Below are 24,474 nucleotides of genomic sequence, written 5' to 3' on the forward strand. Positions count from 1 at the left end.
GGCCGGCCCGAACCGGCCAGGCCAACCTTCCCGAAGCGCAAAACCGCGCGGGGCGCCGTCGTAGCGGCCCGGACGGGACCGCGGCGCCGGTTCGCCGACCAGGCCCGCCCCCCATCGTCCCGGCCCCCGGGGGCCGGGAGGCGCGGCCCGCGGCCCGGCGGCCGCAGGGCAAGGAGAAGGGCCCGCATCCCCTTGCGGGGTGCGGGCCCTTCCTCGGCTCTGCCGCTGGGCCGCGGGCGCCGCCCGGGGTCACTGACCCTGCTGGTCCCGGCGGCGCTGCCAGCGCTCTTCGATACGGTCCATGACCTTGCCGCGGCGCGGCGGATGCTGGTGGCGGCGACCGCCGAGCCGGCGGCCGGGGTGGGGGTTGGTGGGCAGCTGCTCGGCGGGCCTGCCGAGGCGGCGCCAGCCGGTCACCGCGACCACCGCACAGCCCAGCATCACCAGGAAGCCGACCACGCTGACCCAGGGCTGCTTGGCGACCATGCCGCCCATGAGCAGGCCGATCCCGATCAGGAAGCCCGCCCCCGCCAGGTAGACCCGGCGGTGGGTGTACGTGCGCAGCCCGTTTCCCTCAAGCGCCGACGCGAACTTGGGATCTTCGGCGTACAGCGCTCGCTCCATCTGCTCGAGCATGCGCTGCTCGTGCTCCGAGAGCGGCACGGAGACCTCCTACTCGTCGGTCGCGGGAAACGACCGTTCCGACCCTTTCAGGATAGGCAGGGATCCGCCCCCGTGAAACCCGCCCCACTGCGCCAATCCGACGGGGCTCTCCTTCCCCGTCCACTGCCGCGTCATGCCAGCATACGGTCAGGAATAAGGCCGCGGGCGGCGTGCGGCCCGGCCTTCTGCCGGGTGAATCGGGACGGTCCGGTCAACCGCGCTCGGCGAGCACGTGGAGCTGGGTGGCGACCGAGTGGAAACCGGGCTCCTCGGCCGCGGCCAGTTCGAGCCGCAGCAGTGCCTCCAGCGCGCCCGGCTCGCCGTCCACCAGCACTCCCGGCACCAGGTCGGCGAAGATCCGTACGCCGTGCACCGCCACCGCGCGCAGGCCGGAGCCGCCGACCAGCCGGGTCAGCTCCTCGGAGGTGAAGCGGCGGGGCAGCGAGTCCCCGGCGCCCCATCGACCGTCCGGGTCGGCCAGGGCCTGCTGGGCCTCCGCGAAGTGGCCGGCGAGCGCGCGGGCCAGTACCGCGCCGCCGCGGCCCGCGGCGAGCAGGCTGAGGGAGCCGGCCGGCCGCAGCGCCCCGGCGACGTTCCGCAGCGCCTCGGCGGGGTCGTCCACGTACTCCAGGACGCCGTGGCAGAGCACCATGTCGTGGCCGCCGGCCTCGACGACCTCCAGCAGCCCGTGGGTGTCGCCCTGGACCCCGCGGACCCGGTCGGTGACGCCGGCCTCGGCCGCGCGGCGCTCCAGGGCGAAGAGCGCGTCGGGACTGGGGTCGACGACGGTGACCCGGTGGCCGAGCCGGGCGACCGGCACGGCGAAGTTGCCGGTGCCACCGCCGGTGTCCAGTACGTCGAGCACCGCGCGGTCGGCGGTCTTGGCCCGCCGCTGGAGGCCGTCGCGCAGCACCTCCCAGACCACGGCGGTACGCAGGCCGGCTCGGGGGCCCATCGGGTCCACCCCTCCTTGACGGGACATGACGGGCGGTTCTCCTCGCGTACGACAGGTCTCGGCGGACGCGCACGGGTTGTACGGCCTGCGGCGGACCCCAGCGGACCGGACCAACTCTAGGGCGCGGCGCCCGGCGCGGGCGCGGGTCGCCCCGCCGACCCGGCCGCCGGCGGCGGCCGGAGCAGCAGCATCCGCTCGACCAGCCGCAGGAACATCGCGGCGTCCCGGACCAGGTCGTCGGCGTCCCGCGCGGTGGCCGCGCCGGCTATGCCCGCCTCCGCCCTGGCCCGGCGGGCCGCGCCGGCCGCGAACAGCGCGGCCCACTCGGCGAGTTCGGGCGCGATCTCGGGCAGCACCTCCCAGGCGCTGCGGATCCGGCGCCGCCGCCGGGCGGTCTCCTCGGGCCGGCCGCGGACGGCGAGCACCGCGGCGGCGGTGCGCAGCGCGGCGAGGTGGGCGGTGGCGTAGCGCTCGTGGGGTGCCGGCAGGCCGACGGCCTCCGCCAGGCCGAGGTGCGCCTGGGTGAGCAGGTCGAGGGCGGCGGGCGGCGCGGCGGCGCGGCGCAGTACGGGATGGATGTCGCTGAGCGGAGCTGCCATGACGATCCTCCTTGTCTCCGTACCGACCATGGTGCGGCCGACCACTGACAATCGGCGCCGAGCTGCGCGCATGCCCGCAACAGGGACCCGGCCGCCGCCCGCAGGGCATGCTTGCCCCGGCAATGCCGGGTGCGTGTGCCCGTCTTCGGGCAGGCAGAATCAAGGCCATGACCACCGCACGACGTCAGGCCACGCGGCAGAAGCTCTACCAGGCCGCCGTCACCCTCATCGCCGAGCAGGGCTTCTCCGCCACCACGGTGGACGAGATCGCCGAGCGGGCCGGGGTCGCCAAAGGGACCGTCTACTACAACTTCGCCAGCAAGAACGACCTGTTCGAGGAGCTGCTCCGGCACGGCGTGGGGCTGCTCACCGAGTCGCTGCGGCAGGCGGCCGACGACGTGGCCGGCCACGGCGGCACCCCGGTGGAGGCGCTGGACGCGATGATCCGCGCCGGGCTCGTCTTCATCGTCCGCCACCCGTCCTTCACCCAGCTCTACGTCGCCGAGCTGTGGCGCACCAACCGCACCTGGCAGGAGACGCTGACCCGGGTCCGGCAGGAGGCGGTCGCGGTGGTGGAGAAGGTGCTGGGGGAGGCGGTGGCCGCCGGTGAGCTGAGCGGTGAGACCGATGTGCCGCTGACCGCCTCGGCACTGTTCGGCATGGTGCTGGTCGCGGCGCTCGACTGGCAGGCGTTCCGGCCGGAGCGCAGCATCGACGAGGTGCACGCGGCGCTGTCCCGGCTGCTCCAGGGGCGGGTCGGCGGGGCCGCGGCCCGGCCCTGAGCCGGGGCGCCGCCCGGCCGCCCCCCCCGTCGCGTCCGGTCCCGGCAGGGCAGCGCCGCCCCGTGCCGGCGCTGCCCTGCCGGGCCGTCCGCGTGCCTCCACTGTCCCCGGCCGGCCGGCGGCGGCCATCCGCGCGGATACTCAGGCGGGTACTCAGCCGGGGTGCTCGGCCCGGCGGGTCCGGGCCGGGGCCGCGGGTGCCGGAACCCGGGGTCGCCCGGCCGGCCCGGCGAAGTGCCCGCGGCACCCGGCCGGCCCGCGCTAGAGTCCCGGCCATGTCCGTCCTTCCTCTCGTCTTCACCAGCGGCTGGGCCAGCGGGGTCAACGCCTACGCGGTGGTCCTGCTGCTCGGGGTGATGGGGGCGACCGGGGTGACCGACGAGGTGCCGGCGTCGATGCAGCGGCCCGACGTGCTGGCGGTCGCCGCGGTGCTGTTCCTGTGCGAGGCGGTGGCCGACAAGATCCCGTACCTGGACAGCGCGTGGGACGTCGTGCACACGGTGGTCAGGCCGGTGGCCGGCGGGGTGGTGGCGGCGCTGCTGGCCGGCCACGACGGTTCGCTGACGCAGCTGGCGGCCGGCGCGGTGGGCGGTTCGACGGCGCTGACCAGCCATCTGGTGAAGGCCGGCACGCGGATGGCGATCAACACCTCGCCGGAGCCGTTCAGCAACATCCTGATGAGCCTGGCCGAGGATCTGGGCGCCTCCGGGATCATCGTGTTCGCGCTGTTCCACCCGGTGCCGGCGGCGGTCGTCGCGGCCGTCCTGCTGGCGACCGGCCTCACACTGGTGGTCTTCCTCTTCTCCCGGATCCGCCGCTATCTGCGCCGCCGCCGGGAGCGCCGGGAGGCCCGGCGGGGCCGCGGGCAGGGCACCCCGGCGCCCACCTGAGGACCGGGCCGCCGCTACAGTCCGTGCCATGGCTCGGATTGCGGTGATCGGCGCGGGTATGGGCGCACTGGCGGCGGCGGCGCGGCTGGCCGCCGGCGGCCACCGGGTGGTGGTGCACGAGCGGTCGGCCACCTACGGCGGCGGGGTCGGCCGGCTGGAAGAGGGCGGCTTCGCCTTCGACACCGGCCCCAACCTGCTGCTGCTGCCGGCCGTCTACCGCGATCTGTTCGTGAAGACCGGCCGGGAGGGCCTGGAGGCGGCCGTCGGCCTGGTCCAGGCCGATCCGGCCGCCCGGCACGTCTTCGCCGACGGTACGGACCTGGCGCTGCCGAACGCCTCCAGGTCCGGGGTGATCGAGGCCCTGGACGCGGCGTTCGGCGCGGGCAGCGGCGAGCGCTGGAGCGAGTTGCTGGTCAGGGCCCGGCAGGCGTGGGAGATCACCCGCCGCCCGCTGCTGGAGGAGGCGCTCGGCGACACCTCGGCCCTGGTCCGTGACCCCTACCCGGCGACCGCCCGGCGCGGGCTGTTCCGGCGCGGCGCGCCCTCGCTGGCCCGGGTGGCGGCGGCCGAGCTGGGCGACCCGCGGGCGGCGGCGCTGCTGGAGAGCCACGCCCTGGCCCACGGGCTCGATCCGCGCACGGCGCCGGCGTCCGCGGCCGTACTGCCGTATCTGGAGCAGACGTTCGGGGTCTGGTACGTGCTCGGCGGGATGCGGGCGCTGGCCGACGCGGTGTACGAGCGCTGCCTGGCCCGCGGGGTGGAGTTCCGCTTCGGCTGCGCGGTGACCGGGCTGCTGGAGAAGGACGGCCGGGCCGCCGGGGTCGAACTGGCCGACGGCGGCCGGTCGGAGGCGGACCTGGTGGTGGCGGGGGCGCCGCTGCCGGCGCTCTACCAAGAGCAGGTGCTGCCCTGGGACCGGCAGGACGACTGGCCGGACCTGGGGCCGCACGGCGAACCGGGCCGCTTCACCGTCCACCTGGCGCTGCGCGGCGCCCGCCCGGCCGGGACCGCGCACCGTACGGTCGTGCACGCGGCGGACCGGGAGGCGGCCCTGGAATGGGTCTTCGCGGCCCGTACCGGCGAGCCCGGGGCCGGGGCGGTCACCGTGACCGTGCTGCGGCCCGACGACCCCGCGCTGCGGCCGGACGACGGCCACGAGGCGGTGACGCTGACCGCGACCGTGCCCCGGCACGCGGCCAACGGCGGCGCCGGGGCAGTTGACTGGGACGCGCCGGGGACGGCCGAGCGGTTCGCCGGGCGGCTGGCCGCGGTCGCGGAGGCGGCCGTACCGGGCCTGCGGGAGCGGGAGTTGTGGCGGCGGGTGCGCACACCGGCCGACACCCGGCGGGAGACCGGCGCCCCGGGCGGCTCGGTGCCCGCGCCCGCGCTGGCCGGCGCCGGCGGCGCACTGCTGCGGGCCGCCAACCGCTCCCCCGTGCCGGGCCTGTACTTCGTCGGCGGCTGGACCCACCCGGGCGGCGGCCTGCCGCACGCGGGCATGTCGGGCGCGATCGTCGCCGACCTGATCGCCGGCGGCCCGGGCGGCAGCCGCTGACCGTTCGAACCCCTACCACCGCCGCGGGGCCGCCGCCCATGGACGCCGGGGGACCGCCGGCCGTCCGCGAAGCCGCTCCAGCGCGCCACCTGAGCGCGGCTGCGTACCGGTCGGCGGACGCCCCCCCGGCCGCTCCCCGGACCCCCACCACCTGCCGGCCGGCCCGAGGACAACGCCCCGGGCCACCGGGCGAAGGGCCCCGCCGGCCGGCCGTCGAGCCGCCCGCCGGCCGGTCCCGCTCGCGCGTACGCGTAGCCGCCTACCCGCCGGCCGGGCGCCGCCGGCGGTTCCCCGGACGTGGTCGCCCGCTCCCCGCACAGCCGCACGGCGGCGTGCCACCGGCCCGGCGCCACCGGCCGATCCCCTGCGCGGGGGCGCGCAGCACCGGCCGGGCGCCACCGGCGCACCCGCACCCGCACCCGCACCCGCACCCGCACCCGCACCCGCTTCCAAGATCGTTAATCAGCGCCCGCCCGGATTCAACCGATCGAGCGGAAACGCCCGTTGCGCCCTGACACCGCCCCGGGCCGCCCGCCTAGCGTGGGAACCGGCTGATGATCACCCAGCGGAAGGCCCCACCTCCATGCCGCAGCCCTTCGAACTGCCCCAGTTCTACGTCCCTTACCCGGCACGGCTGAACCCCCACCTGGAGGGTGCCCGGGAGCACTCCAAGGCCTGGGCCCGTGACATGACGATGATCGAGGGGTCCGGCATCTGGGAGGAGTCCGACTTCGACTCCCACGACTACGCCCTGCTGTGCGCCTACACCCATCCCGACGCCTCGGGCCCCGAACTCGACCTGGTGACCGACTGGTACGTATGGGTGTTCTTCTTCGACGACCACTTCCTCGACATCTTCAAGCGCACCCAGGACCTGACCGGCGCCAAGGCGTACCTGGACCGGCTGACCGCCTTCATGCCGGTGGACCCGGGCGCGCCGGTGCCCGAGCCCACCAACCAGGTGGAGGCGGGCCTGGCCGACCTGTGGGCGCGGACCGTGCCCGTGATGTCGCAGGGCTGGCGGCGCCGCTTCCACGAGAGCACCCACCACCTGCTGGAGGAGTCCCTCTGGGAGCTGGACAACATCAGCGCCGGCCGGATCTCCAACCCCGTCGAGTACATCGAGATGCGCCGGAAAGTGGGCGGCGCCCCCTGGTCCGCCAACCTCGTCGAGCACGCGGTGGGCGCCGAGGTGCCCGACGTCATCGCGGCCGAGCGGGCGATGCGGGTGCTGCGCGACACCTTCGCCGACGGCGTGCACCTGCGCAACGACCTGTTCTCGTACCAGCGCGAGACCGAGGACGAGGGCGAGCTGGCCAACGCCGTCCTGGTGCTGGAGCGCTTCCTCGGCCTGGACCCCCAGGCGGCGGCCGACCGGGTCAACGACCTGCTGACCTCCCGGCTGCAGCAGTTCGAGCACACCGCGCTGACCGAGGTGGAACCGCTCTTCCGGCAGTACGGGCTCGGCCCGCGGGAGCGTGCCGACGTCCTCGCGTACGTCAAGGGGCTCCAGGACTGGCAGTCCGGCGGCCACGAATGGCACATGCGCTCCAGCCGCTACATGAACGGGGCGAGCGGCAGGTCCCGTACGGCGGGCGTGCTCGGCGGCCCCACCGGGCTCGGCACCTCGGCGGCACAGATCCTCGGCTCGCTGGCCGGCACCATGCCGCAGCGCCTGCGCGCGTACGGCCATGTCCCGCACCAGCGGGTCGGCGGGGTCCGGCGGGCCGCGATCCCGATGCCGTTCGAGACGACGCTCAGCCCCCACCTGGACGCCGCACGCCGGCACAACATGGCGTGGGGCAAGCGGATGGGCATGCTCGACCCGGAACCGGGCCTCCCGCTGCCGGGCGGGCTGTGGAACGAGGAGAAGCTGGGCGGCTACGACTTCGCGCTGTGCGCGGCCGGCATCCACCCGGACGCCGCCCCGGACCAGCTCGACCTGACCACGGACTGGCTGACCTGGGGCACGTACGGCGACGACTACTACCCGATCGTCTTCGGCCGCGCCGGCGACCTGTCGGCGGCCCGGGTCACCACCGACCGGTTCAAGCTGTTCATGCCGCTGGACGGGGACGGGGACACGGGCACGGTCCCGCCGCCGCTGACCGTGCTGGAGCGCTCGCTGGCCGACCTGTGGCAGCGCACCGCCGGCCCGATGGCCCGCGAGGCGCGCGCGAGGTTCCGCAAGGCGATCGAGGACATGTGCGAGAGCTGGCTGTGGGAGGTGGCCAACCAGAAGGAGAACCGGGTCCCGGACCCGGTGGACTACATCGAGATGCGCCGCCACACCTTCGGCTCCGACCTGACGATGAGCCTGTCCCGGATCGGCCACGGCAACGCGCTGTCCGAGGAGATCTACCGGTCCCGCCCGGTGCGGGCCATGGAGGCGGCGGCGGCCGACTTCGCCTGCCTGACCAACGACGTGTACTCGTACCAGAAGGAGATCGAGTACGAGGGCGAGATCCACAACGCGGTGCTGGTGGTGCAGAACTTCCTGGACTGCGAGCCGCAGCAGGCCATGAACGTGGTCGGGGACCTGATGGCCGCCAGGATGGAGGAGTTCCAGCACATCACCGAGACGCAGCTGCCCGCGCTGTTCGACGAGTTCGGGCTGGACCCGGCCGCCCGCAGGGTACTGGCCGGCTACGCCCAGGAGCTGCGGCACTGGCTGTCCGGCATCCTCACCTGGCACGAGGGCTGCGACCGCTACCGGGAGGAGGCACTGCGCCGCCGCTTCCCGCACCTGGCGTCGGCGCTGCCCGACGGCCTGCCGCCGTGGCGGATCCCGACCGGGCTCGGCACCTCGGCGGCCCGGCTGCCGTCGCTGCTGGCGGCCGGGCGCTGAGCGGACCGGTGTCGGGTCAGTAGCGGTAGGGGTCGTACGGGTCCGCGTACTCGGCGGGCTCCGCGGCGTACCGGGGCTCCCCCTGCCCCTCGTAGGGCGACTGGTGCTGCTGGTGCGGGATGTACGGCTGCTGCTGGGGGTCGTAGCCGTATCCCCCATACGGGTCCGCGGGCTGCCCCTGCGGGTCGGCGGGCTGCTGTTCCCGGTACGCCGGCTCGGTGTGCTGCGGGTGCGGCTGCGGCGTCCAGTCCCCGGTGCCGGTGGCCTGGACGCCATAGCTGTCGTAGCCGCCGTACTCGTCGGTGTAGCCGGTGTAGCCCTCGTACGAGGCCGCCGCGGGCTGCTGCTGCTCCTGGTAGCCGCCCTGGTCGTAGCCGTAGCCCTGGCCGCCGCCCCAACCGGTCTGCTGCTGGTCGTAGCCGCCCTGATAGCCCCCGCCGTAGCCGGCGCCGGCGGGCTGCTGCTCGCCGTTCCAGCTCTCATAGCCCTGGGCGCCGTAGCCCTCGTAGCCGCCGCTGGTGTACGGGTCCGGGGTGTACGAGGACCGGCCGTCGTAGAGCGGGTACTCGCCGCTGTCCTCGTGCATCGGCATCGGCTGGAAGACGGACCTCTCGTCGGCGTCGTCGCCGAACGCGCCCTGGGCGGCGAGCACGTCGGCGTCCTCGCGGGCGCCGGCGCCCGCGTACCCCCCGGCCTCCTCCGCCTCGACCGGGGTGACCTCCAGGACCGGTTCGGCCGGCCGCGCGGCGCCGCCCCTGCGGCGGCGGCTGGAGCCGGGCCGGCCGCCGAGCGCCCAGCCGGTGGAGAAGCCGCGCTTGTAGGACAGGGTGACGAAGGACTGCCCGGCGCCGAAGGCGAGCGCGCCGAGCACGATCACGACCACGTCCCGCAGCGCGACCCCGCCGACCACGCCCATGAACCCCGCGAAGGCGAGCAGCCGCCAGCGCAGCCGGGCCTTGTACTGCAGCAGGACCTCGCCGAGCAGCCACAGCGCGACGATGCCGAACGCGATGTAGAGCACCGAGTAGCCCATGTGCCCACTTCCTCACCTAGGGGGGTGTCACGCCGCCCGCCGGTGCAGCCCGAGGTTCTCGTAGATCTCCAGCGAGGCGGTGGAGTGGTTAAGAGTAATGAAGTGGAGCCCCGGAATGTCCTCGGCCATCAGGCGCCGGCACATCCGGGTGGTGAACTCGATACCGATCGCCCGGACCGCCGCCGGGTCGTCACGCACCGCCAGGATGCGTTCCGCCAGCTCCGGGGGGAAGGGGGCGTTGCCCAGCTGGGCGAAGCGCTCGATCTGCCGGACGTTGGTGACCGGCATCACCTCGGGGATGATCGGGATGTCGCAGCCCGCCGCGTCCACCCGGTCGCGCAGCCTCAGGTAGTCCTCGGCGTCGAAGAACATCTGGGTGATCGCGAAGTCCGCGCCGGCCCGGCATTTGTCGACGAAGTGCCGGGTGTCGGTGGCCGGGTCAGTGGAGCGCGGGTGCATCTCGGTGAACGCGGCCACACCCACGCAGAAGTCGCCGGACTCCTTGATCAGCCGGACCAGGTCGGCGGCGTACTCCAGGCCCTGCGGGTGCCGCACCCACGCGCCCAGCGGGTCGCCGGGCGGGTCTCCCCGGACGGCCAGGATGTTGCGGATGCCGGCGTCGGCGTACTGGCCGATGATGTTGCGCAGCTCGGCCACCGAGTGGTCGACCGCGGTGAGGTGGGCGCAGGGGGTGAGCGTGGTGTCCGACACGATCCGGTCGGTGGCCCGCAGGGTGCCCTCCCGGGAGGAGCCGCCGGCGCCGTAGGTCACCGAGACGAACGTGGGACCGACCGCCTCGATCCGCCGGATGGCGTTCCACAGCGTCCGCTCCCCCTTCTCGCTCCGGGGCGCCGCGAACTCGAAGGAGTACGAGCGCTCGCCGCGGGCGAGGAGCTCTCGGATGGTGAGTGCGCGGTCGGTACGCGTCGAAGAAGTCCCCAGGGCCATGTGAGCAGGCTAGCTCGCACCGGCGACCCTCTGTAACGCCACCGCGTCTCCCGGCTGCCGCGGCTGCCGCCCCACCGGGCCGTCGCACCCTGGAAGGCCGGGCACCCCGGCGCCGGACGGCGCCCGCGCACGGATGCAGGGAGTCGCTCACGCCCGGGTATGGACGGTCCTGTCGGCCCGGATCACGGGGCCAGGTCAGGAGGCGGCTCCGCAGCGGCTCGGCGGTGACAGCGTCGGCGAACAGCCACGAGTAGTCGGTGACCTCTTACGCCCTTGGCGTGCAGCAGCCGGGCAATGGAACTGCCGAGCCTGCCGAACCCGATGACAAGTGCGGGCCGACCGTGCATGATGTCGCCGCACCCGCGCATCAGCGCCTCGGTGGAGAACACCACGGACTGGCCCACCAGGAAGTCCTCGGGGGCCTTCAGCGGTGAGCGGGCGACCGATACGACGGGGCACGGCAGCTTCTCGAACTCTGCGTAGCGCCTGTGGCCGTTTTCGGTGTCCTCGACCACGCCGAGGATGCGGCCGGAGAACCGGTCGCACAGCTCAGCCAGCACCGGGGCGAAGTATCCGCCGACGTCCAGAAGGGCGACGCGCTCACCGCTGGCACAGGATTCGAGATATTTCAGGGCCTGGTCGGCGTCCGCGAACAGGTCGCGGGTCAGCGGGTCGCACCGGGTGAACCGTTCGACCTCACGCCGTGCGGCGGGCGAGATCGACTTGGGCTTGGGCAACACCGCGCGCAGGTCGGAGGCAGAAGCGACGGCGCGAACGAATGCGGGGCGTTCAGGCAGCAGGTGCGTCACGAGTAACGACACCGGGGGCTGCTCGGGGCGGAAATGCGCGGCGATCTTGGCGAAGTAGGCGTCCAGGCGGGCGCGCTCAAACGACTCCATGGATTGCCGCTCATGTCGTCACTCCTTCGTGGCGCCGTCCACGCTCCCGGATCTGCCGGTCGCGGGGCATTTCGTTGTCCGCTCCGCATGAAGTACGCGAAGGGATCGAACGACGCTTTCGACGCTAGACGGCGGCGTGCCCGCCGACTACGAAGTTGCACAGGATTATTCGGTTTGCAGGTATCGACCCCGATACGGACGAAGACGGCTGCCCAACGGTGTGGGTGGACACGGACACGTCGGAACTACTCGTCCAGGGCTACACCGCCGACGCGGAAACGGCTGTCGCCTCGCACGCCCTGTCACCGGCCAGGGCGCCCATCCCTGCCACAGAGACGATCACCCGCATCCCCACGCGTATGGCGCCGCTCATCAGGAAGGCACTCGATGCAGGCACCGTCAGTGCACACATCATTCCGAACAGCGACGACGCCGATTCCACCTGAAAACGTTGCAACCGTGCCGCCTGCGAACAAGCGATGATGCGCACAGGGGGGCGATCCCCGCTCCGGGTTCTGCCACAACGGCCGGGCCCCCGTCCGACCGCGGCCTCTGTGGGCTGTCAGGCCGCCTCCTCCCCTGTGATACCCCGAGTCGAAAGGTCCGGCCGATCCCCGCATCGGGGCGTTCGGCTCCCGGCAGCCGCGGGGGTACATTGCGAGTGTCGGGCGCAACGGGAGCCAGCATGCCTCACACACGCGACACGTCCCCGGACAGCGTCGGGGCTCGCATCCGCGAGTTCCGCTTGATCCGTGACTTCACTCTCGCCGAGCTGGGGCGGCGTGCTCACCTTTCCACCAGCCAGCTTTCCCGTATCGAGAACGGTGACCAGCCGCCCAGCGAATCCCTGCTCTCCTCGGTCGCCCGCGCGCTCGCGGTGAACGTGTCCGTACTGCGGGGCCAGCCCTACATGGAGACGCTTCACCTCGATCGGCTGGACGCGCTGCTCCAGCCGATCGGCACGGCGTTCGACGACTGGGACATGCCGCCGGACGACGGACCGCCGCCGCGTGCGCTCGATGTCCTGGAGGCCGACGTGCGGCGTATCCACGCGCTGCGGGTGAAGGCTGCGTTCACCGAGATCGCCGACCACCTGCCGGGGCTGATCTCCGAACTCGCGCTCGTGACGCAGCTTCATCACGCGGGCCGGGACCATGAGCGGGCGTATGCGGCACAGGCCGAGATCTCCCGCACGGCCGCGATCGTCACCTACCGCCTGGGGTACATGGACCTGTCCCGCCTCGCTCTGGCACGCATGGCGGTTGCCGCGCCGCAGTCCGGGGACCCGCGACAGGTCGCCATCGAAAGGTACGAGCGGGCGCAGATAGTCGCGGACAGTTCCCGCCTCGACCGTGGCGTGTCCTTGATGAAGCACGCGCTGAGAGACCTGGACGACGACGGCGACCGTGCGACCCGGGCCGTCCGGGGCACTCTGCAACTGCGCGCGGCGACGCTCTCCGCGCGACAGGGCGACAAGGCCGGCGCGGCGAACTGGCTCGGTGAGGCGGGGGAACTGGCCGACGAGACCGGGGAGACCCGGGACTACGCGCTGGCGTTCGGTCCGCTCAGCGTCCGGCTGCACGAGATCTCGGCTGCCGCCGACCAGAACGACTACGACGCGGCACTTGATGTTGCCGAGAAGGTGAACCTGCCGGAGGACTACCCTCCCACGCGCGCGGCTCACTTCTGGATCGACCGCGCGCATGCCCAAGCGTGGACGGCACGGCGGAACGAGGCTTTCGCATCCCTGGTGAAGGCACGTGATTACTCTCCGCAGTTGGTCCGCTATCACCACTCGGTGCGCCAAACGGTGGGAACGCTGCTGCGGGCCCGTCAGCGGGCGAGTGCTCCCCTCCGTGAGTTCGCCCAGTGGAGCGGCGGCTAGATGAATGAGTCCAAGGGTTCGCCTGCGGACATGGTGCGAGGGCGCCCATGGTCGGTGTGTGAAGACAAACCTGGACACCCTCGCGACTGCACTCTATGCCCGGATCGATGATGAGTTGAAGGCTTCGCCGGGGCTGGCCCCGTGGCGGCCGAAGGTGGGGATCGCGCCTACGCTCAGCGATGCTGAACTGGTCACTCTGGCGGTGATGTCGGCGCTGCTCGGGTACACCTCCGAGCGGCGGTGGCTGCGCCGCGTCGACCGCGACTTCCGCGGCATGTTCCCCTACGTGCCCCAGCCCTCCGGCTACGGCAAGCGACTGCGTGCCGCATCGTCCCTGCTCACCAGCACCATCCGGATCCTGGCCCGGGACACCTCGCTGTGGACCGACGACGTGTGGGTGGTCGATTCCACACCGGTCGGCTGCGGCTGCTCGCGGGAGACCGCGAAACGGTCGGACCTGGCCGGCTGGGCGGAGTACGGCTACTGCGCGTCGCACTCCCGGTATTTCTGGGGACTGCGCCTGCACCTGGTGTGCACGCTGGGCGGCCTGCCGGTCCTGTTCGCGCTGACCGGCGCGAAGGCCGACGAACGCGAGACCCTGCGCGACATGCTCGACACCGCACCCGACGTGGCCGCCTCCCACCCCGGCCAGACGATCATCGGCGACAAGAACTACTACGGACACGACTTCGAGCACGACCTCACCGAACGTCACCTGCACCTGCTGCGACCGGCCCGCAAGGGCGAACCCGAACGGCCCGGCGCGCACCTGTTCAAACCGTTGCGACAGACCATCGAGTCGATCAACCAGACCCTCAAAGGCCAGCTCGACCTGGAACGGCACGGCGGCAAGAGCCCGGCGGGCGTCACCGCACGAGTCCTGTCCCGCGTCCTCGCGCTGACCGCCGCGATCTGGCTCAACGACAAAACCGGGCAACCCATCAAGCGATCCCTGACCGCCTACGACCACTAACCGTGACCCCAACCCTTGGACTCAATCATCTAGCTGTACTGCCCCGGGAGGCCGGGCGCCCCGGCGCCGGACGGCGCGCACGCAGAGGCGAGGGGAACGGTGCGGACGACCACGACGACGTTATACATGGCCGCCGGCCCGATGATGGGGCACTGACGGTCCGCGCCCGGACTCCGCGGCCGTCGGCCGGTTGGGCGCCCCCGGTCGGTCGCCGCCGCCGGCGCGGGCGTCCCCGGGTCAGGTGGCCCGCAGGGCGCGGGTGAAGGCGGCGGCGGAGGCCGCGGGGTCGGGGGACCGGGTGATCGCGCGGACGACCACGACGCGGCGGGCGCCCGCGGCCAGCACGTCGGGGAGGTTGGTGAGGTCGATGCCGCCGATGGCGAACCAGGGGCGGTCGGTGCCGAGCGCGGCGGCATAGCGGACCAGGCCGAGGCCCGGGGCGGGGCGGCCCGGCTTGGTGGGGGTGGGCCAGACCGGTCCGGTGCAGAAGTAGTCCGCCCCAAGCTCCGCCGCCGCCGCCGCGACCTCGGCCTCGGTGTGGCAGGACCGCCCGATGAGGACCTCGTCGCCGAGCAGCGCCCGCGCCATCGGCACCGGCAGGTCGCCCTGCCCGAGGTGGAGGACGTCCGACCCGGCCGCGTACGCCACGTCCGCCCGGTCGTTGACCGCGAGCAGCCGCCCGTGCCTGCGGCACGCCTCGGCGAGCACCGCGAGCGCCGCCAGCTCGTCACGCGCCTCGATGCCCTTGTCGCGGAGCTGGATGACGTCGACCCCGCCGCCGAGCGCCGCGTCCGCGAAGGCCGCGAGGTCGGCGGGCCCGGAGCGGGCGTCCGTGCACAGGTACAGCCGGGCGTCGGCGAGCTGCCGGCGGGCGGTGGTCATCTGCTCCCCCAAAGGTCGCCCCGGCGGCCTTCCCGCCGCCGGGGCGCGGATCGCGGCTACACGGCGAGCGCCTGCGCGCGGCGCTTCACCTCGGTCCCGCGATTCTCCCGCAGCGCCTGCGCGGGCGTGCCGGGCAGGGTCGGGTCCGGGGTGAAGAGCCACTCCAGGGCTTCCTCGTCCGAGAACCCGTCGTCCTTCAGGACGGTCAGCGTGCCGGACAGGCCCTTGATGATCTTCCCCTCACCGAGGAAGTCGCCGGGCACCATCAGTACCTTGTTCTCACCACGGCGGACCGCGAGGAGTTGCCCCTCCTTGATCAGCGGCCGGATCCGGGTCACTTCGAGGCCGAGACGTTCGGCGACCTCCGGCAGGGTGAGCCAGGAGGGAACGAGAGCGTCAATGTGTGCGTCAACCGACGAGAAAACAGTCACGGCACAAGCCTGCCACCTGCCGCCGACAACCGCTGCGGGACGACGCCGACCGGGGGACCCGCCGGGTGTCGCCGGGGGCGCCGCCCGCGCCGCCCCCGGGGCGTACGCCGGGCTCCCCCCGGGCACGCGCCGGGGCTCCCGCCGATATACCCTCCGGGGGCGCGCGCCGGCCCCCTCAGCGGACCGCCGACCTGAGCGGGACCGCCGGGTCGGCGGCGCGTTCGGGGTCCACCGCGGGAGAGCCGCCGAGCAGCTTGCGGGCCTGGGCCATGTCCCGCGGCCTGCCGACCGCGAGCACCGCCGTCAGCAGCCCGTCCCGCAGCCACAGCACCGACCAGGCAGGACCGGCCGGGTCGCCGCGCGGCACCATCGTGTCGGCGTCGGTGTGGTGGCCCGCGTACTGCACGAACCGGCCGAACTGCTCGGACCAGAAGTACGGCACCGGATCGTACGGCTGGTCCCCGCCGAGCAGGTTCGCGGCGGCGGTACGCGGGCCCTGTACGGCGTTGTCCCAGTGGTGGACCAGCAGCCGGCGGCCGTAGCGGGCCGACGGGAAGGATGCGCAGTCGCCGACGGCGTAGACGTCCTCGACGGAGGTGCGCAGCCGGTCGTCGGCCAGCACCGCGCCGTCCGCGTCCACGGCGACCCCGGAGCCGGCCAGCCAGCCGTTGGCGGGCCGGGCGCCGATCCCCACCACGACGGCCGCGGCGGGCAGCCGGCTGCCGTCGGCCAGCACCACCGCGCCGGGCTCCACGGCGGCCACGCGGGTGCCGGTACGCAGCTCGACGCCCGCTTCCTCGTACCAGCCGCGCATGGGGGCGGTCACGGAGGCGGGCAGCACGGCGGCGAGCGGCCGGTCCGCGGCCTCCACGACGGTGACCTCGCAGCCGGCCTGGCGCGCCGCGGTGGCGAACTCGGCGCCGATCCAGCCGGCCCCGACCACGACGATCCGCTGCCGGGCGGCCAGCACGGGGCGCAGCGCGGCGGCGTCGTCCAGCGTCCGCAGCGAGTGGACCCCGGGCAGCCCGGCGGTCCCGGGCAGCTGGACCGGGTACGCGCCGGTGGCCAGCACCAGCCGGTCGTACGGCACGGTGCCCTGGCCGGTGACGATCTCCTTGCTCCCGGACCGCAGCGACTCCGCCCGCACGCCCGGCCGCAGCTCCACCCCGAGCCCGGCGAAGTCCACGTCGAACCGCACGTCCACGGGGGCGTCGCCGTCGCGGCCCCCCAACAGCACCGTTTTCGACAACGGCGGCCGGTCGTACGGGGGATGCGGCTCGTCCCCCACCAGCGTGACCCCGCCCCGCCACCCCTGCCCCCGCAACTCCACCGCGGTCCGCACCCCGGCCATCCCGGCCCCGACGATCACCACATTCCCAGTCACCCGCCTACCGTATTCCCCACCCACCCCCACCACCCCCGAGAGCCCCCGGGAATCGGACGCCCCACCTCACCCACGACCCGGCGGGCACCGGAACGCCGGGCCAAACCCCGCGCGACAGTGCGGTCCCCCTCACCGACCGGCACACGCCGCCGGTGGCGCCACCCGCAAGGGAACGGCCCGCTCGCGGCAAACCCGCAGGACCGAGCCCGACGGCACCCCGGCAACCCCGCGCGGCAGCGCGAACCCGGCCCGGGAAGACCTCCGCGGACCGGCGCACGCCGGCGGCGGCGCGCCCGAGCAGAGGCCCGCACGGCAGCGCCGACCCCCGGCCCGAAGGGCCGAACCCACCCCCACCCACGACCCGGTGGGCACCGGCGGCGGCGCACCCCCGCGCGATGGCGGTCGGCCCAGCGGGAACCCCGCGCGGGTGGACGGCCCGAGAAAGCCCCCCGACCCCCCGGAGGGATAGGGTGCCGGGAGAAGCGCGGGAGCCCGGACGTACCGGGCTGAGAGGGTGGCTGGGCGGCTGCCGACCGTAAATACCTGATCCGGGTCATGCCGGCGAAGGGAGACGCATGATGCCCACATCCCCGAACGGGGCCCGCGGCCACGACGTGCTGGTGGTCGGCGGCGGGCTGATCGGGCTGGTCACCGCGTGGCGGGCGGCGCAGCGCGGGCTGGCGACGGCGCTGGCCGACCCGCTGCCGGGCGGCGGCGCCGCGCACGCCGCGGCCGGGATGCTGGCCGCCGTGACCGAGCTGCGGTACGGCGAGCAGACCCTGCTCGACCTCAACCTCGCCTCGGCCGCCCGCTACCCGGCCTTCGCCGCCGAACTCACCGACCTCACCGGCCTCGGCACCGGTTACCGCCCCTGCGGCACCCTCGCCGTCGCGCTGGACGCCGACGACCGGGCCGACCTGCGCGACCTGCACGCCTTCCAGACCTCGCTGGGCCTGGAGTCGCAGTGGCTCAGCGGCCGGGACTGCCGCCGCCTGGAACCGCTGCTCGCCCCGGGCGTACGCGGCGGGCTGCGGGTGGACGGCGACCACCAGGTCGACCCGCGCCGGCTGGCCGCCGCGCTGCTGCGGGCCGCCGAACTCGCCGGGGTGACGTTCCTGCGGTCCGCGGTGGCCCGCGTCACCCGTACCTGCGACCGCGTCACCGGCGCCCTGCTGGCGGACGGCACCGAGGTCGCCGCCGAGCGCACGGTGCTGGCCGCGGGCAGCGAGAGCGGCCGGATCGCCGGGCTCCCGGAGGACGTGCTGCCGCCGGTCCGGCCGGTCAAGGGCCAGATCCTGCGGCTGCGGATTCCGGCCGCGCACGCGCCGTTCCTGTCCCGTACGGTACGGGCGGTGGTCCGCGGCAGCCATGTCTATCTGGTGCCGCGCGAGAACGGCGAGCTGGTGCTGGGCGCGACCAGCGAGGAGTTCGGCTGGGACACCACGGTCACCGCCGGCGGCGTCTACGAACTTTTGCGGGACGCGCACGAGTTGGTGCCGGGTATCACCGAACTGCCGCTCACCGAGACGCTCGCCGGCCTGCGTCCGGGCTCCCCGGACAACGCGCCGCTGCTCGGCGCCACCGCCCTGGAGGGCCTGCTGCTGGCCACCGGGCACCACCGCAACGGGGTACTGCTCACCCCGGTGACCGGCGACGTCATGGCCGAGGTGCTGGTCTCCGGTGAACTCCCGGACTACGCGCGGCCGTTCGCGGCGGCCCGGTTCGTACGCGAGGGGCAGCCGGCATGACGATCACCGTGCTGCTCAACGGCGAGGAGCGGCGACTGGCCGCGCCCTGCGGCCTGGACGCCCTGGTGGCCACCCTCACCGCCGCGCGCTCGGGGGTGGCCGCCGCGCTCAACGAGACGGTGGTGCCGCGCACCCGCTGGGCGGCCACGGAGCTGTCCGACGGCGACCGGGTGGAGATCCTGACCGCGGTACAGGGGGGCTGAGCGATGACCGCCGACACCCGGCCGGACGGCGTTCCGGACGCCGCCCCGCGACGGGCGCGACTCCCGCGAGCGGCGGAGGAAAGGGGATCCGCCACGCTCGCGTCCATCACGACCACGTCCACCACGCTCGCGCGGCCCGTCGACCCGCTGCGGATCGGCGACGCGGTGTTCTCCTCGCGGCTGATCATGGGCACCGGCGGAGCGCCCAGTCTGGAGGTGCTGGAGCAGGCGCTGCTGGCGTCGGGCACCGAGCTGACCACGGTGGCGATGCGGCGGCTCGACCCGGCGACGAAGGGCTCCGTGCTGTCCGTACTGGCCCGGCACGGCATCCGGGCGCTGCCGAACACGGCGGGCTGCTACACCGCGGGTGAGGCCGTACTGACCGCGCGGCTGGCGCGGGAGGCGCTCGGCACGGACTGGGTGAAGCTCGAAGTCATCGCGGACGAGCACACGTTGCTGCCCGATCCGGTGGAACTCCTGGAGGCGGCGGAGACGTTGGTGGACGACGGCTTCACGGTGCTGCCCTACACCAGTGACGACCCGGTGCTGGCGCGGAAGCTGGAGGACGTCGGCTGTGCGGCGGTCATGCCGCTCGGGTCGCCGATCGGGTCCGGCCTCGGCATCCGCAATCCGCACAACTTCCAGCTCATCACCGAGCGGGCCGGCGTCCCGGTGATCCTGGACGCGGGCGCGGGCACGGCCTCCGACGCGGCTCAGGCGATGGAGCTCGGCTGCGCGGCGGTGATGCTGGCCTCCGCCGTCACCCGGGCCCGGCACCCCGCCCTGATGGCCGCCGCCATGCGCGACGCGGTCACCGCCGGCCGCCTCGCCCACCGCGCCGGCCGCATCCCCCGCCGTCACCACGCCCTCCCCTCCTCCCCGGCCGCGGGCACGGCGTCCTTCGACCCGGAGGCTCCCGCTTTCTGAGCCGTGCCCGCGGCCGGGCGGCGCCGTCCGCGCCGCGCTCCCGCCGGCCGGCCCGCGGGAGCGCGGCGCGGCGGCCTGCCGGGGTCACGGAACGGTAGCGGTACGCAACGGGCCGGACACAGTGGCGGGCGGGGCCCGGGGGCGGGCGGGGCGGGCTCGTAGAATCGGGCTTCGTGGACACCACCGTGCATGACCCGCTTGTGGGACACCTGCTCGACGGGCGTTACCGGGTCGAGGGCCGTATCGCGGTCGGCGGGATGTCCACGGTCTACCGGGCCGTGGACACCCGCCTGGACCGGGTGCTCGCGCTGAAGGTGATGCACCCCGGGCTGGCGGCGGACACGGAGTTCGTGGAGCGGTTCATCCGGGAGGCGAAGGCGGTCGCACGGCTGGCGCACCCGAACGTGGTGGGGGTCTACGACCAGGGCACCGACGGCACGTATGTGTACCTGGCCATGGAGTACGTGGCCGGCTGCACGCTGCGGGACGTGCTGCGCGGGCGCGGCGCGCTCGCACCGCGCGCGGCGCTGGACGTCCTGGAGCCGGTGCTGGCCGCGCTGGGCGCCGCACACCGGGCGCACCTGGTGCACCGGGACATGAAGCCGGAGAACGTGCTGATAGGGGACGACGGCCGGGTCAAGGTCGCCGACTTCGGCCTGGTCAGGTCGGTGGACACGCAGACCGACGTGACCGGCGCGGGCGCCCTGATGGGCACCGTGTCGTACCTGGCGCCGGAGCAGATCGAGTACGGCACCGTCGACCAGCGCACCGACGTGTACGCCTGCGGTGTGGTTTTCTACGAGATGCTGGCCGGCCGCAAGCCGCGCGGCGGCGGCACCCCGGTGCAGGTGATCTTCCAGCACCTCAAGGAGCCGATGCCGGCCCCCTCCGCGGCCGTCCCGGGCCTGGCGCCCGCGCTGGACGCGCTGGTGGCCAGGGCCTGCGCCCGCGACCCGCGGGAGCGGCCGGCCGACGCGGTGGAGCTGCTCGCCGAGGTGCGGGCGGTGCGGGACGCGCTCACCGCCGAGCAGCTGGACGGGCCGGCGGCCGACACCGTACCGGCGCTGCCGCGCGTCCCGGCCGGTTCCGAGGAGCCGACCGGCGTCGTACCGCTCCCCGCCGCGACCCCGCCCTACGGCACCGCCGCGGACGACCTCCCCGGCGCCACCCCGCCCTACGGCACCGCCGCGGACGCCGCCGACGGGCTCGACCGGACGAGTCGGCTGGCGATGCCGCTGCCGCAGGAGCCGGGGCCAGGACGGGCACGCCGGCGAGGGGCGGGCAGGCGCGGGCCGCTCGCGGTGGTGCTGGTGCTGCTCGCCCTGCTGGGCGTCGGCGCGGGCTTCTGGTACGTCGGCGACGGCCGGTTCACCGAGGTCCCCGGCGTGCTGGGGCTGCCGCAGGCCACGGCCCGGCAGAAGCTGTCGGCGGCCGGCCTGGACAGCAGCGTGCGGCAGGACTTCTCGCTGACCGTGCCGCGCGGCAGCGTGATCGGCACCGACCCGGCGCCGGGCCGGCGGGTGCGGAGCAACGGCACGGTGACCCTGACCGTCTCCAAGGGCCCCGGGCAGGTGCGGGTGCCCACCGTACGGGGCCGTTCGCTCACCGCGGCCCGGCAGGAGCTCAAGGCCGCGGGGCTGGCCCCCGGCACCGTCACCCGTGCGTTCAGCGACGACGTGCCCGGCGGCCAGGTGATCTCCACCGACCCGGCGGGCGGCCGGGACCTCGCTCCCGGCACCCCGGTGGCCCTCAGGGTCTCGCGCGGTGCGCCGGTGGACCTGCCGGACGTGGTCGGCGACCCGGTGACCGACGCCCGGGAGCAGTTGGAGGACGCCGGGCTGAAAGTGGTGCTCGCCCAGGACGAGGTCTACTCCGACGAGGCGGACAAGGACACCGTGGCCCGGGTCTCCCCGTCGGACGGCCTCGGCACCGGGGACACCGTGACGATCACCGTCTCCAAGGGCCGGCAGGAGTTCGACGTGCCCGACGTGAAGGGCAGGAGCGAGACCGACGCCAAGCGGATCCTGTCGGCGGCGGGCTTCGGCACCCGGGTGATCCCCATCTTCTTCGGCGACACCGTCTTCAGCCAGTCCCCGGGCGGCGGCAGCCGGGCCGCCAAGGGCGCCACCATCACGCTGTGGGTGCGCTGAGCCGGGCCGGCCACCCGGTCCGGCCGTGGCCGGGAGCGGCCGGTCCGGTCTGGTCCGGCCGGTCCGGCCTGGTCCGGCTCGTCCTTTCCCGCGCCGTCCGGGGCCGGGCGGGTGGTGGCGGTAAGCCCGCGCTTACTGGATCACGCCCGGCGGCGGTGCAAGGATGCGGGCGACAGCCGAGCCAACCGGAAGGACGGCGTTGCCATGCAGGGCGACCCCGAGGTCATCGAGTTCCTCAACGAACAGCTGACCGCCGAACTGACCGCGATCAACCAGTACTTCCTGCACGCGAAGATGCAGGAGAACTTCGGCTGGCTCAAGCTCGCGAAATACACCCGCTCGGAGTCGTTCGACGAGATGCGGCACGCGGAGCTGATCACCGACCGGATCCTGCTGCTGGAGGGGCTGCCGAACTACCAGCGGCTGTTCCATGTCCGGGTCGGCCAGACGGTCACCGAGATGTTCCAGGCCGACAAGCAGGTGGAGGTCGAGGCGATCGACCGGCTGCGGCGCGGGATCGAGCTGATGCGGGCCAAGAGCGACATCACCTCGGCCAACATCTTCGAGTCGATCCTGGCCGACGAGGAGCACCACATCGACTACCTGGACACACAGCTGGACCTGATCGAGAAGCTGGGCGAGCCGCTGTACATCGCCCAGCAGATCGAGCAGCCCAGCAGCGTCGACTGACCGGCCGGCCGACGGCCGCGGCCGTCGGCCTGTCCCCTCGTCGCCTGTCGGACGTCTGCGGGCGGCTCAGGCCGCCCGTACGTCTCCGGCCTCGGCCATGGCGGCGGGGACGACGGGGACGGCGGGCCGCACCACGGCGGGCGCGGCGGCCGGGGTGGCCGCGCGGCCGGCGCCGCGGCCGAGTACGGCCTGGATGCGCTTGACGCAGGAGCCGCAGTCGGTGCCGGCCTTGCAGGCGGAGGCGATCTGCCGCGGGGTGCGGCGGCCGTCGTCGGCGTGCTGCCTGACCTGCTGTTCGGTGATGCCGAAGCAGGAGCAGATGTACACGCCGGTCACCGCCCGTCCAGACCCGGAGGAACTGAGGTCAGGCTTACCTTACCTAAGACCCGGGGTGGAGAAAAGCGGCGAGGGGCACGGATCGGTGTGATCCGCGCCCCTCGCCGCGCCGCCGGGCCGGGCGGGCGCCGCCGCTACTGCCCCCGGTACATCTCCGCCACCAGGAACGCCAGGTCCAGCGACTGGCTGCGGTTCAGCCGCGGATCGCAGGCCGTCTCGTAGCGCTGGTGCAGGTCGTCCACGAAGATCTCGTCGCCGCCGCCCACGCACTCGGTCACGTCGTCGCCGGTCAGCTCGACGTGGATGCCGCCGGGGTGGGTGCCCAGGCCGTGGTGGACCTCGAAGAAGCCCTTCACCTCGTCCAGGACGTCGTCGAAGCGCCGGGTCTTGTGGCCGGAGGCCGCCTCGAAGGTGTTGCCGTGCATGGGGTCGCAGACCCAGGCCACCTCCGCGCCGGAGGCGGTGACCTTCTCCACCAGCGTCGGCAGCTTGTCCCGGACCTTGTCCGCGCCCATCCGCACCACGAAGGTCAGCCGGCCGGGCTCCCGGTCCGGGTCGAGGCGGTCGATGTAGCTGAGCGCCTCCTCCGGGGTGGTGCCGGGGCCGAGCTTCACACCGATCGGGTTGCGGATCCGCGCGGCGAACTCGATGTGCGCCCCGTCCAGCTGCCGGGTGCGCTCGCCGATCCACACCATGTGCGCGGAGACGTCGTAGAGGCTGCCGGTCCGCGAGTCGGTACGGGTCAGCGCCGACTCGTAGTCCAGCAGCAGCGCCTCGTGGGAGGCGTAGAACTCCACGGTCTTGAACTCGGCGGGGTCGATGCCGCACGCCGACATGAAGTTCAGCGCGTTGTCGATCTCGCGGGCCAGCGCCTCGTAGCGCTGTCCGGACGGCGAGGACTTGACGAAGTCCTGGTTCCAGGCGTGCACCTGGCGCAGGTCGGCGTACCCGCCGGTGGTGAAGGCCCGCACCAGGTTCAGGGTGGAGGCCGACGCGTGGTACATCCGCTTGAGCCGCTCCGGGTCCGGAACACGGGCCTGGGGGGTGAACGAGAAGCCGTTCACCGAGTCGCCGCGGTAGGTCGGCAGCGTCACCCCGTCGCGGGTCTCGGTCGGCTTGGAACGCGGCTTGCTGTACTGGCCGGCGATCCGTCCGACCTTGACCACCGGCACCGAGGCGGCGTACGTGAGCACCGCCCCCATCTGCAGCAGCGTCTTGACCTTGCTGCGGATCTGGTCGGCGCTGACCGCGTCGAACGCCTCGGCGCAGTCCCCGCCCTGGAGCAGGAACGCCTCGCCCCTGGCCACCGCGCCCATGCGGGTGCGCAGCTGGTCGCACTCGCCGGCGAACACGAGCGGCGGATACGAGGCGAGGTCGGCGATCACATCGCGCAGAGCCTCGGGGTCGGGCCACTCGGGCTGCTGCGCCGCGGGAAGGGAGTGCCAGGTGTTGCCACCGGCGTGGAGTTCTGCGTTCACGGTCACCCCCCCAGATTACGGGGTCGGGCAACCGGGCTCCCCGCTCGCCCATTGGATGAGACACGCCGTCCGGCTGAATCCCGGCGCCCCTGTCCCGCAAGGGCCGTGCCCTCCGGCTGCAACCACTGGGGCGGCTGCTAGCGTCTGCGACTCGGGACGGTATCCGTCGGAGACGACCGCCCAACGTCGGGCGTACTCAACGCGCCCTGGAGCCG

The 24,474-nt window shown here is 73.9% G+C and carries 22 protein-coding genes, 1 pseudogene and 1 riboswitch; of the genes and pseudogenes, 11 read left to right on the plus strand and 12 right to left on the minus strand.

Going from position 1 to position 24,474, the window contains the following annotated elements; translation table 11 throughout:
* Nucleotides 1–249 precede the first annotated feature (249 nt).
* The 3 genes from RLT57_RS06020 to RLT57_RS06030 all read right to left on the minus strand — a co-directional run bounded on the left by RLT57_RS06020 (nt 250) and on the right by RLT57_RS06030 (nt 2,217).
* The gene (locus tag RLT57_RS06020) at nt 250–663 is read right to left on the minus strand and encodes a DUF3040 domain-containing protein (RefSeq protein ID WP_311296324.1); all 414 of its coding nucleotides are present in this window, start codon (nt 661–663) and stop codon (nt 250–252) included.
* Nucleotides 664–874: 211 nt separating this feature from the next.
* Nucleotides 875–1,645: a methyltransferase gene (locus RLT57_RS06025; protein WP_311296325.1), complete on the minus strand. Its 771-nt coding sequence runs from the start codon at nt 1,643–1,645 to the stop codon at nt 875–877.
* 89 nt (nt 1,646–1,734) lie between these two features.
* Complete coding sequence (locus RLT57_RS06030; RefSeq protein ID WP_399128125.1) at nt 1,735–2,217, minus strand: SAV_6107 family HEPN domain-containing protein; 483 nt, start codon at nt 2,215–2,217, stop codon at nt 1,735–1,737.
* Between the two features lie 167 nt (nt 2,218–2,384).
* Here RLT57_RS06030 and RLT57_RS06035 point away from each other — a divergent pair, with 167 nt between their 5' ends.
* The 4 genes from RLT57_RS06035 (at nt 2,385) to RLT57_RS06050 (ending at nt 8,292) form a co-directional block, all read left to right on the plus strand.
* Nucleotides 2,385–2,999, plus strand: a complete 615-nt coding sequence (locus tag RLT57_RS06035; RefSeq protein WP_399128127.1) for a TetR/AcrR family transcriptional regulator — start codon at nt 2,385–2,387, stop codon at nt 2,997–2,999.
* Between the two features lie 275 nt (nt 3,000–3,274).
* Nucleotides 3,275–3,889, plus strand: coding sequence for a DUF4126 domain-containing protein (locus RLT57_RS06040; RefSeq protein ID WP_311296326.1), 615 nt, complete (start codon nt 3,275–3,277; stop codon nt 3,887–3,889).
* A 28-nt stretch (nt 3,890–3,917) separates the two neighbouring features.
* Nucleotides 3,918–5,444, plus strand: coding sequence for a phytoene desaturase family protein (locus RLT57_RS06045; RefSeq protein WP_311296327.1), 1,527 nt, complete (start codon nt 3,918–3,920; stop codon nt 5,442–5,444).
* A 583-nt stretch (nt 5,445–6,027) separates the two neighbouring features.
* Complete coding sequence (locus RLT57_RS06050) at nt 6,028–8,292, plus strand: terpene synthase family protein (protein WP_311296328.1); 2,265 nt, start codon at nt 6,028–6,030, stop codon at nt 8,290–8,292.
* A 16-nt stretch (nt 8,293–8,308) separates the two neighbouring features.
* Here the strand turns inward: RLT57_RS06050 and RLT57_RS06055 are convergent, their stop codons facing one another.
* The 4 genes and pseudogenes from RLT57_RS06055 to RLT57_RS33260 all read right to left on the minus strand — a co-directional run bounded on the left by RLT57_RS06055 (nt 8,309) and on the right by RLT57_RS33260 (nt 11,662).
* A complete protein-coding gene (locus RLT57_RS06055; protein WP_311296329.1) occupies nt 8,309–9,325 on the minus strand; it encodes a hypothetical protein in 1,017 nt (338 codons plus the stop codon).
* A gap of 27 nt (nt 9,326–9,352) precedes the next feature.
* Complete coding sequence (gene metF, locus RLT57_RS06060) at nt 9,353–10,273, minus strand: methylenetetrahydrofolate reductase [NAD(P)H] (protein WP_311296330.1); 921 nt, start codon at nt 10,271–10,273, stop codon at nt 9,353–9,355.
* A 263-nt stretch (nt 10,274–10,536) separates the two neighbouring features.
* Nucleotides 10,537–11,172 (minus strand): annotated as a pseudogene (locus RLT57_RS06065) (adenosylhomocysteinase); the annotation flags it as partial.
* Between the two features lie 259 nt (nt 11,173–11,431).
* Nucleotides 11,432–11,662: a hypothetical protein gene (locus RLT57_RS33260; RefSeq protein ID WP_399128131.1), complete on the minus strand. Its 231-nt coding sequence runs from the start codon at nt 11,660–11,662 to the stop codon at nt 11,432–11,434.
* A gap of 195 nt (nt 11,663–11,857) precedes the next feature.
* Here RLT57_RS33260 and RLT57_RS06075 point away from each other — a divergent pair, with 195 nt between their 5' ends.
* Both RLT57_RS06075 and RLT57_RS06080 read left to right on the plus strand, forming a co-directional pair.
* Nucleotides 11,858–13,057 (plus strand): helix-turn-helix domain-containing protein, encoded by a 1,200-nt coding sequence (locus RLT57_RS06075; RefSeq protein ID WP_311296331.1) that lies wholly within the window; start codon nt 11,858–11,860, stop codon nt 13,055–13,057.
* Between the two features lie 58 nt (nt 13,058–13,115).
* A complete protein-coding gene (locus RLT57_RS06080; RefSeq protein WP_311296332.1) occupies nt 13,116–14,030 on the plus strand; it encodes an IS982 family transposase in 915 nt (304 codons plus the stop codon).
* Nucleotides 14,031–14,267: 237 nt separating this feature from the next.
* Here RLT57_RS06080 and thiE read toward each other — a convergent pair whose 3' ends face one another.
* The 3 genes from thiE to RLT57_RS06095 all read right to left on the minus strand — a co-directional run bounded on the left by thiE (nt 14,268) and on the right by RLT57_RS06095 (nt 16,727).
* A complete protein-coding gene (gene thiE, locus RLT57_RS06085; RefSeq protein WP_311296333.1) occupies nt 14,268–14,912 on the minus strand; it encodes a thiamine phosphate synthase in 645 nt (214 codons plus the stop codon).
* Nucleotides 14,913–14,968: 56 nt separating this feature from the next.
* Complete coding sequence (locus RLT57_RS06090; RefSeq protein WP_311296334.1) at nt 14,969–15,343, minus strand: Rv2175c family DNA-binding protein; 375 nt, start codon at nt 15,341–15,343, stop codon at nt 14,969–14,971.
* Between the two features lie 175 nt (nt 15,344–15,518).
* The gene (locus tag RLT57_RS06095; protein WP_311296335.1) at nt 15,519–16,727 is read right to left on the minus strand and encodes an NAD(P)/FAD-dependent oxidoreductase; all 1,209 of its coding nucleotides are present in this window, start codon (nt 16,725–16,727) and stop codon (nt 15,519–15,521) included.
* Between the two features lie 474 nt (nt 16,728–17,201).
* Nucleotides 17,202–17,314, plus strand: a riboswitch (TPP riboswitch).
* Here RLT57_RS06095 and thiO point away from each other — a divergent pair.
* The 5 genes from thiO to bfr all read left to right on the plus strand — a co-directional run bounded on the left by thiO (nt 17,303) and on the right by bfr (nt 22,445).
* Nucleotides 17,303–18,475, plus strand: coding sequence for a glycine oxidase ThiO (gene thiO / locus RLT57_RS06100; RefSeq protein ID WP_311296336.1), 1,173 nt, complete (start codon nt 17,303–17,305; stop codon nt 18,473–18,475). Its footprint overlaps the riboswitch before it by 12 nt.
* A complete protein-coding gene (thiS, locus tag RLT57_RS06105; RefSeq protein WP_311296337.1) occupies nt 18,472–18,678 on the plus strand; it encodes a sulfur carrier protein ThiS in 207 nt (68 codons plus the stop codon). Before thiO ends, thiS begins: the two co-directional genes overlap by 4 nt.
* 3 nt (nt 18,679–18,681) lie before the next feature.
* Nucleotides 18,682–19,605, plus strand: a complete 924-nt coding sequence (locus RLT57_RS06110) for a thiazole synthase (RefSeq protein ID WP_311296338.1) — start codon at nt 18,682–18,684, stop codon at nt 19,603–19,605.
* A 173-nt stretch (nt 19,606–19,778) separates the two neighbouring features.
* Nucleotides 19,779–21,755 carry a Stk1 family PASTA domain-containing Ser/Thr kinase gene (pknB, locus tag RLT57_RS06115; RefSeq protein WP_311296339.1) on the plus strand — a complete coding sequence of 659 codons (1,977 nt, stop codon included), beginning with the start codon at nt 19,779–19,781 and terminating at the stop codon, nt 21,753–21,755.
* Between the two features lie 204 nt (nt 21,756–21,959).
* Complete coding sequence (gene bfr / locus RLT57_RS06120) at nt 21,960–22,445, plus strand: bacterioferritin (RefSeq protein ID WP_311296340.1); 486 nt, start codon at nt 21,960–21,962, stop codon at nt 22,443–22,445.
* Nucleotides 22,446–22,511: 66 nt separating this feature from the next.
* Here bfr and RLT57_RS06125 read toward each other — a convergent pair whose 3' ends face one another.
* Both RLT57_RS06125 and RLT57_RS06130 read right to left on the minus strand, forming a co-directional pair.
* Complete coding sequence (locus RLT57_RS06125; protein ID WP_311300599.1) at nt 22,512–22,772, minus strand: (2Fe-2S)-binding protein; 261 nt, start codon at nt 22,770–22,772, stop codon at nt 22,512–22,514.
* A 143-nt stretch (nt 22,773–22,915) separates the two neighbouring features.
* Nucleotides 22,916–24,265, minus strand: coding sequence for a class II 3-deoxy-7-phosphoheptulonate synthase (locus RLT57_RS06130; protein ID WP_311296341.1), 1,350 nt, complete (start codon nt 24,263–24,265; stop codon nt 22,916–22,918).
* Between the last annotated feature and the right edge of the window lie 209 nt (nt 24,266–24,474).

The sequence above is a fragment of the Streptomyces sp. ITFR-21 genome (assembly GCF_031844685.1).
GTDB lineage: Bacteria > Actinomycetota > Actinomycetes > Streptomycetales > Streptomycetaceae > Actinacidiphila.

Bases quoted from the DNA above. Each gene is read 5' to 3' on its own strand.
- RLT57_RS06025 (WP_311296325.1), bottom strand. From the start codon at position 1,645: ATGTCCCGTCAAGGAGGGGTGGACCCGATGGGCCCCCGAGCCGGCCTG.
- RLT57_RS06030 (WP_399128125.1), bottom strand. From the start codon at position 2,217: ATGGCAGCTCCGCTCAGCGACATCCATCCCGTACTGCGCCGCGCCGCC.
- RLT57_RS06035 (WP_399128127.1), top strand. From the start codon at position 2,385: ATGACCACCGCACGACGTCAGGCCACGCGGCAGAAGCTCTACCAGGCC.
- RLT57_RS06040 (WP_311296326.1), top strand. From the start codon at position 3,275: ATGTCCGTCCTTCCTCTCGTCTTCACCAGCGGCTGGGCCAGCGGGGTC.
- RLT57_RS06045 (WP_311296327.1), top strand. From the start codon at position 3,918: ATGGCTCGGATTGCGGTGATCGGCGCGGGTATGGGCGCACTGGCGGCG.
- RLT57_RS06050 (WP_311296328.1), top strand. From the start codon at position 6,028: ATGCCGCAGCCCTTCGAACTGCCCCAGTTCTACGTCCCTTACCCGGCA.
- RLT57_RS06055 (WP_311296329.1), bottom strand. From the start codon at position 9,325: ATGGGCTACTCGGTGCTCTACATCGCGTTCGGCATCGTCGCGCTGTGG.
- metF (WP_311296330.1), bottom strand. From the start codon at position 10,273: ATGGCCCTGGGGACTTCTTCGACGCGTACCGACCGCGCACTCACCATC.
- RLT57_RS06075 (WP_311296331.1), top strand. From the start codon at position 11,858: ATGCCTCACACACGCGACACGTCCCCGGACAGCGTCGGGGCTCGCATC.
- thiE (WP_311296333.1), bottom strand. From the start codon at position 14,912: ATGACCACCGCCCGCCGGCAGCTCGCCGACGCCCGGCTGTACCTGTGC.
- thiO (WP_311296336.1), top strand. From the start codon at position 17,303: ATGATGCCCACATCCCCGAACGGGGCCCGCGGCCACGACGTGCTGGTG.
- thiS (WP_311296337.1), top strand. From the start codon at position 18,472: ATGACGATCACCGTGCTGCTCAACGGCGAGGAGCGGCGACTGGCCGCG.
- RLT57_RS06110 (WP_311296338.1), top strand. From the start codon at position 18,682: ATGACCGCCGACACCCGGCCGGACGGCGTTCCGGACGCCGCCCCGCGA.
- bfr (WP_311296340.1), top strand. From the start codon at position 21,960: ATGCAGGGCGACCCCGAGGTCATCGAGTTCCTCAACGAACAGCTGACC.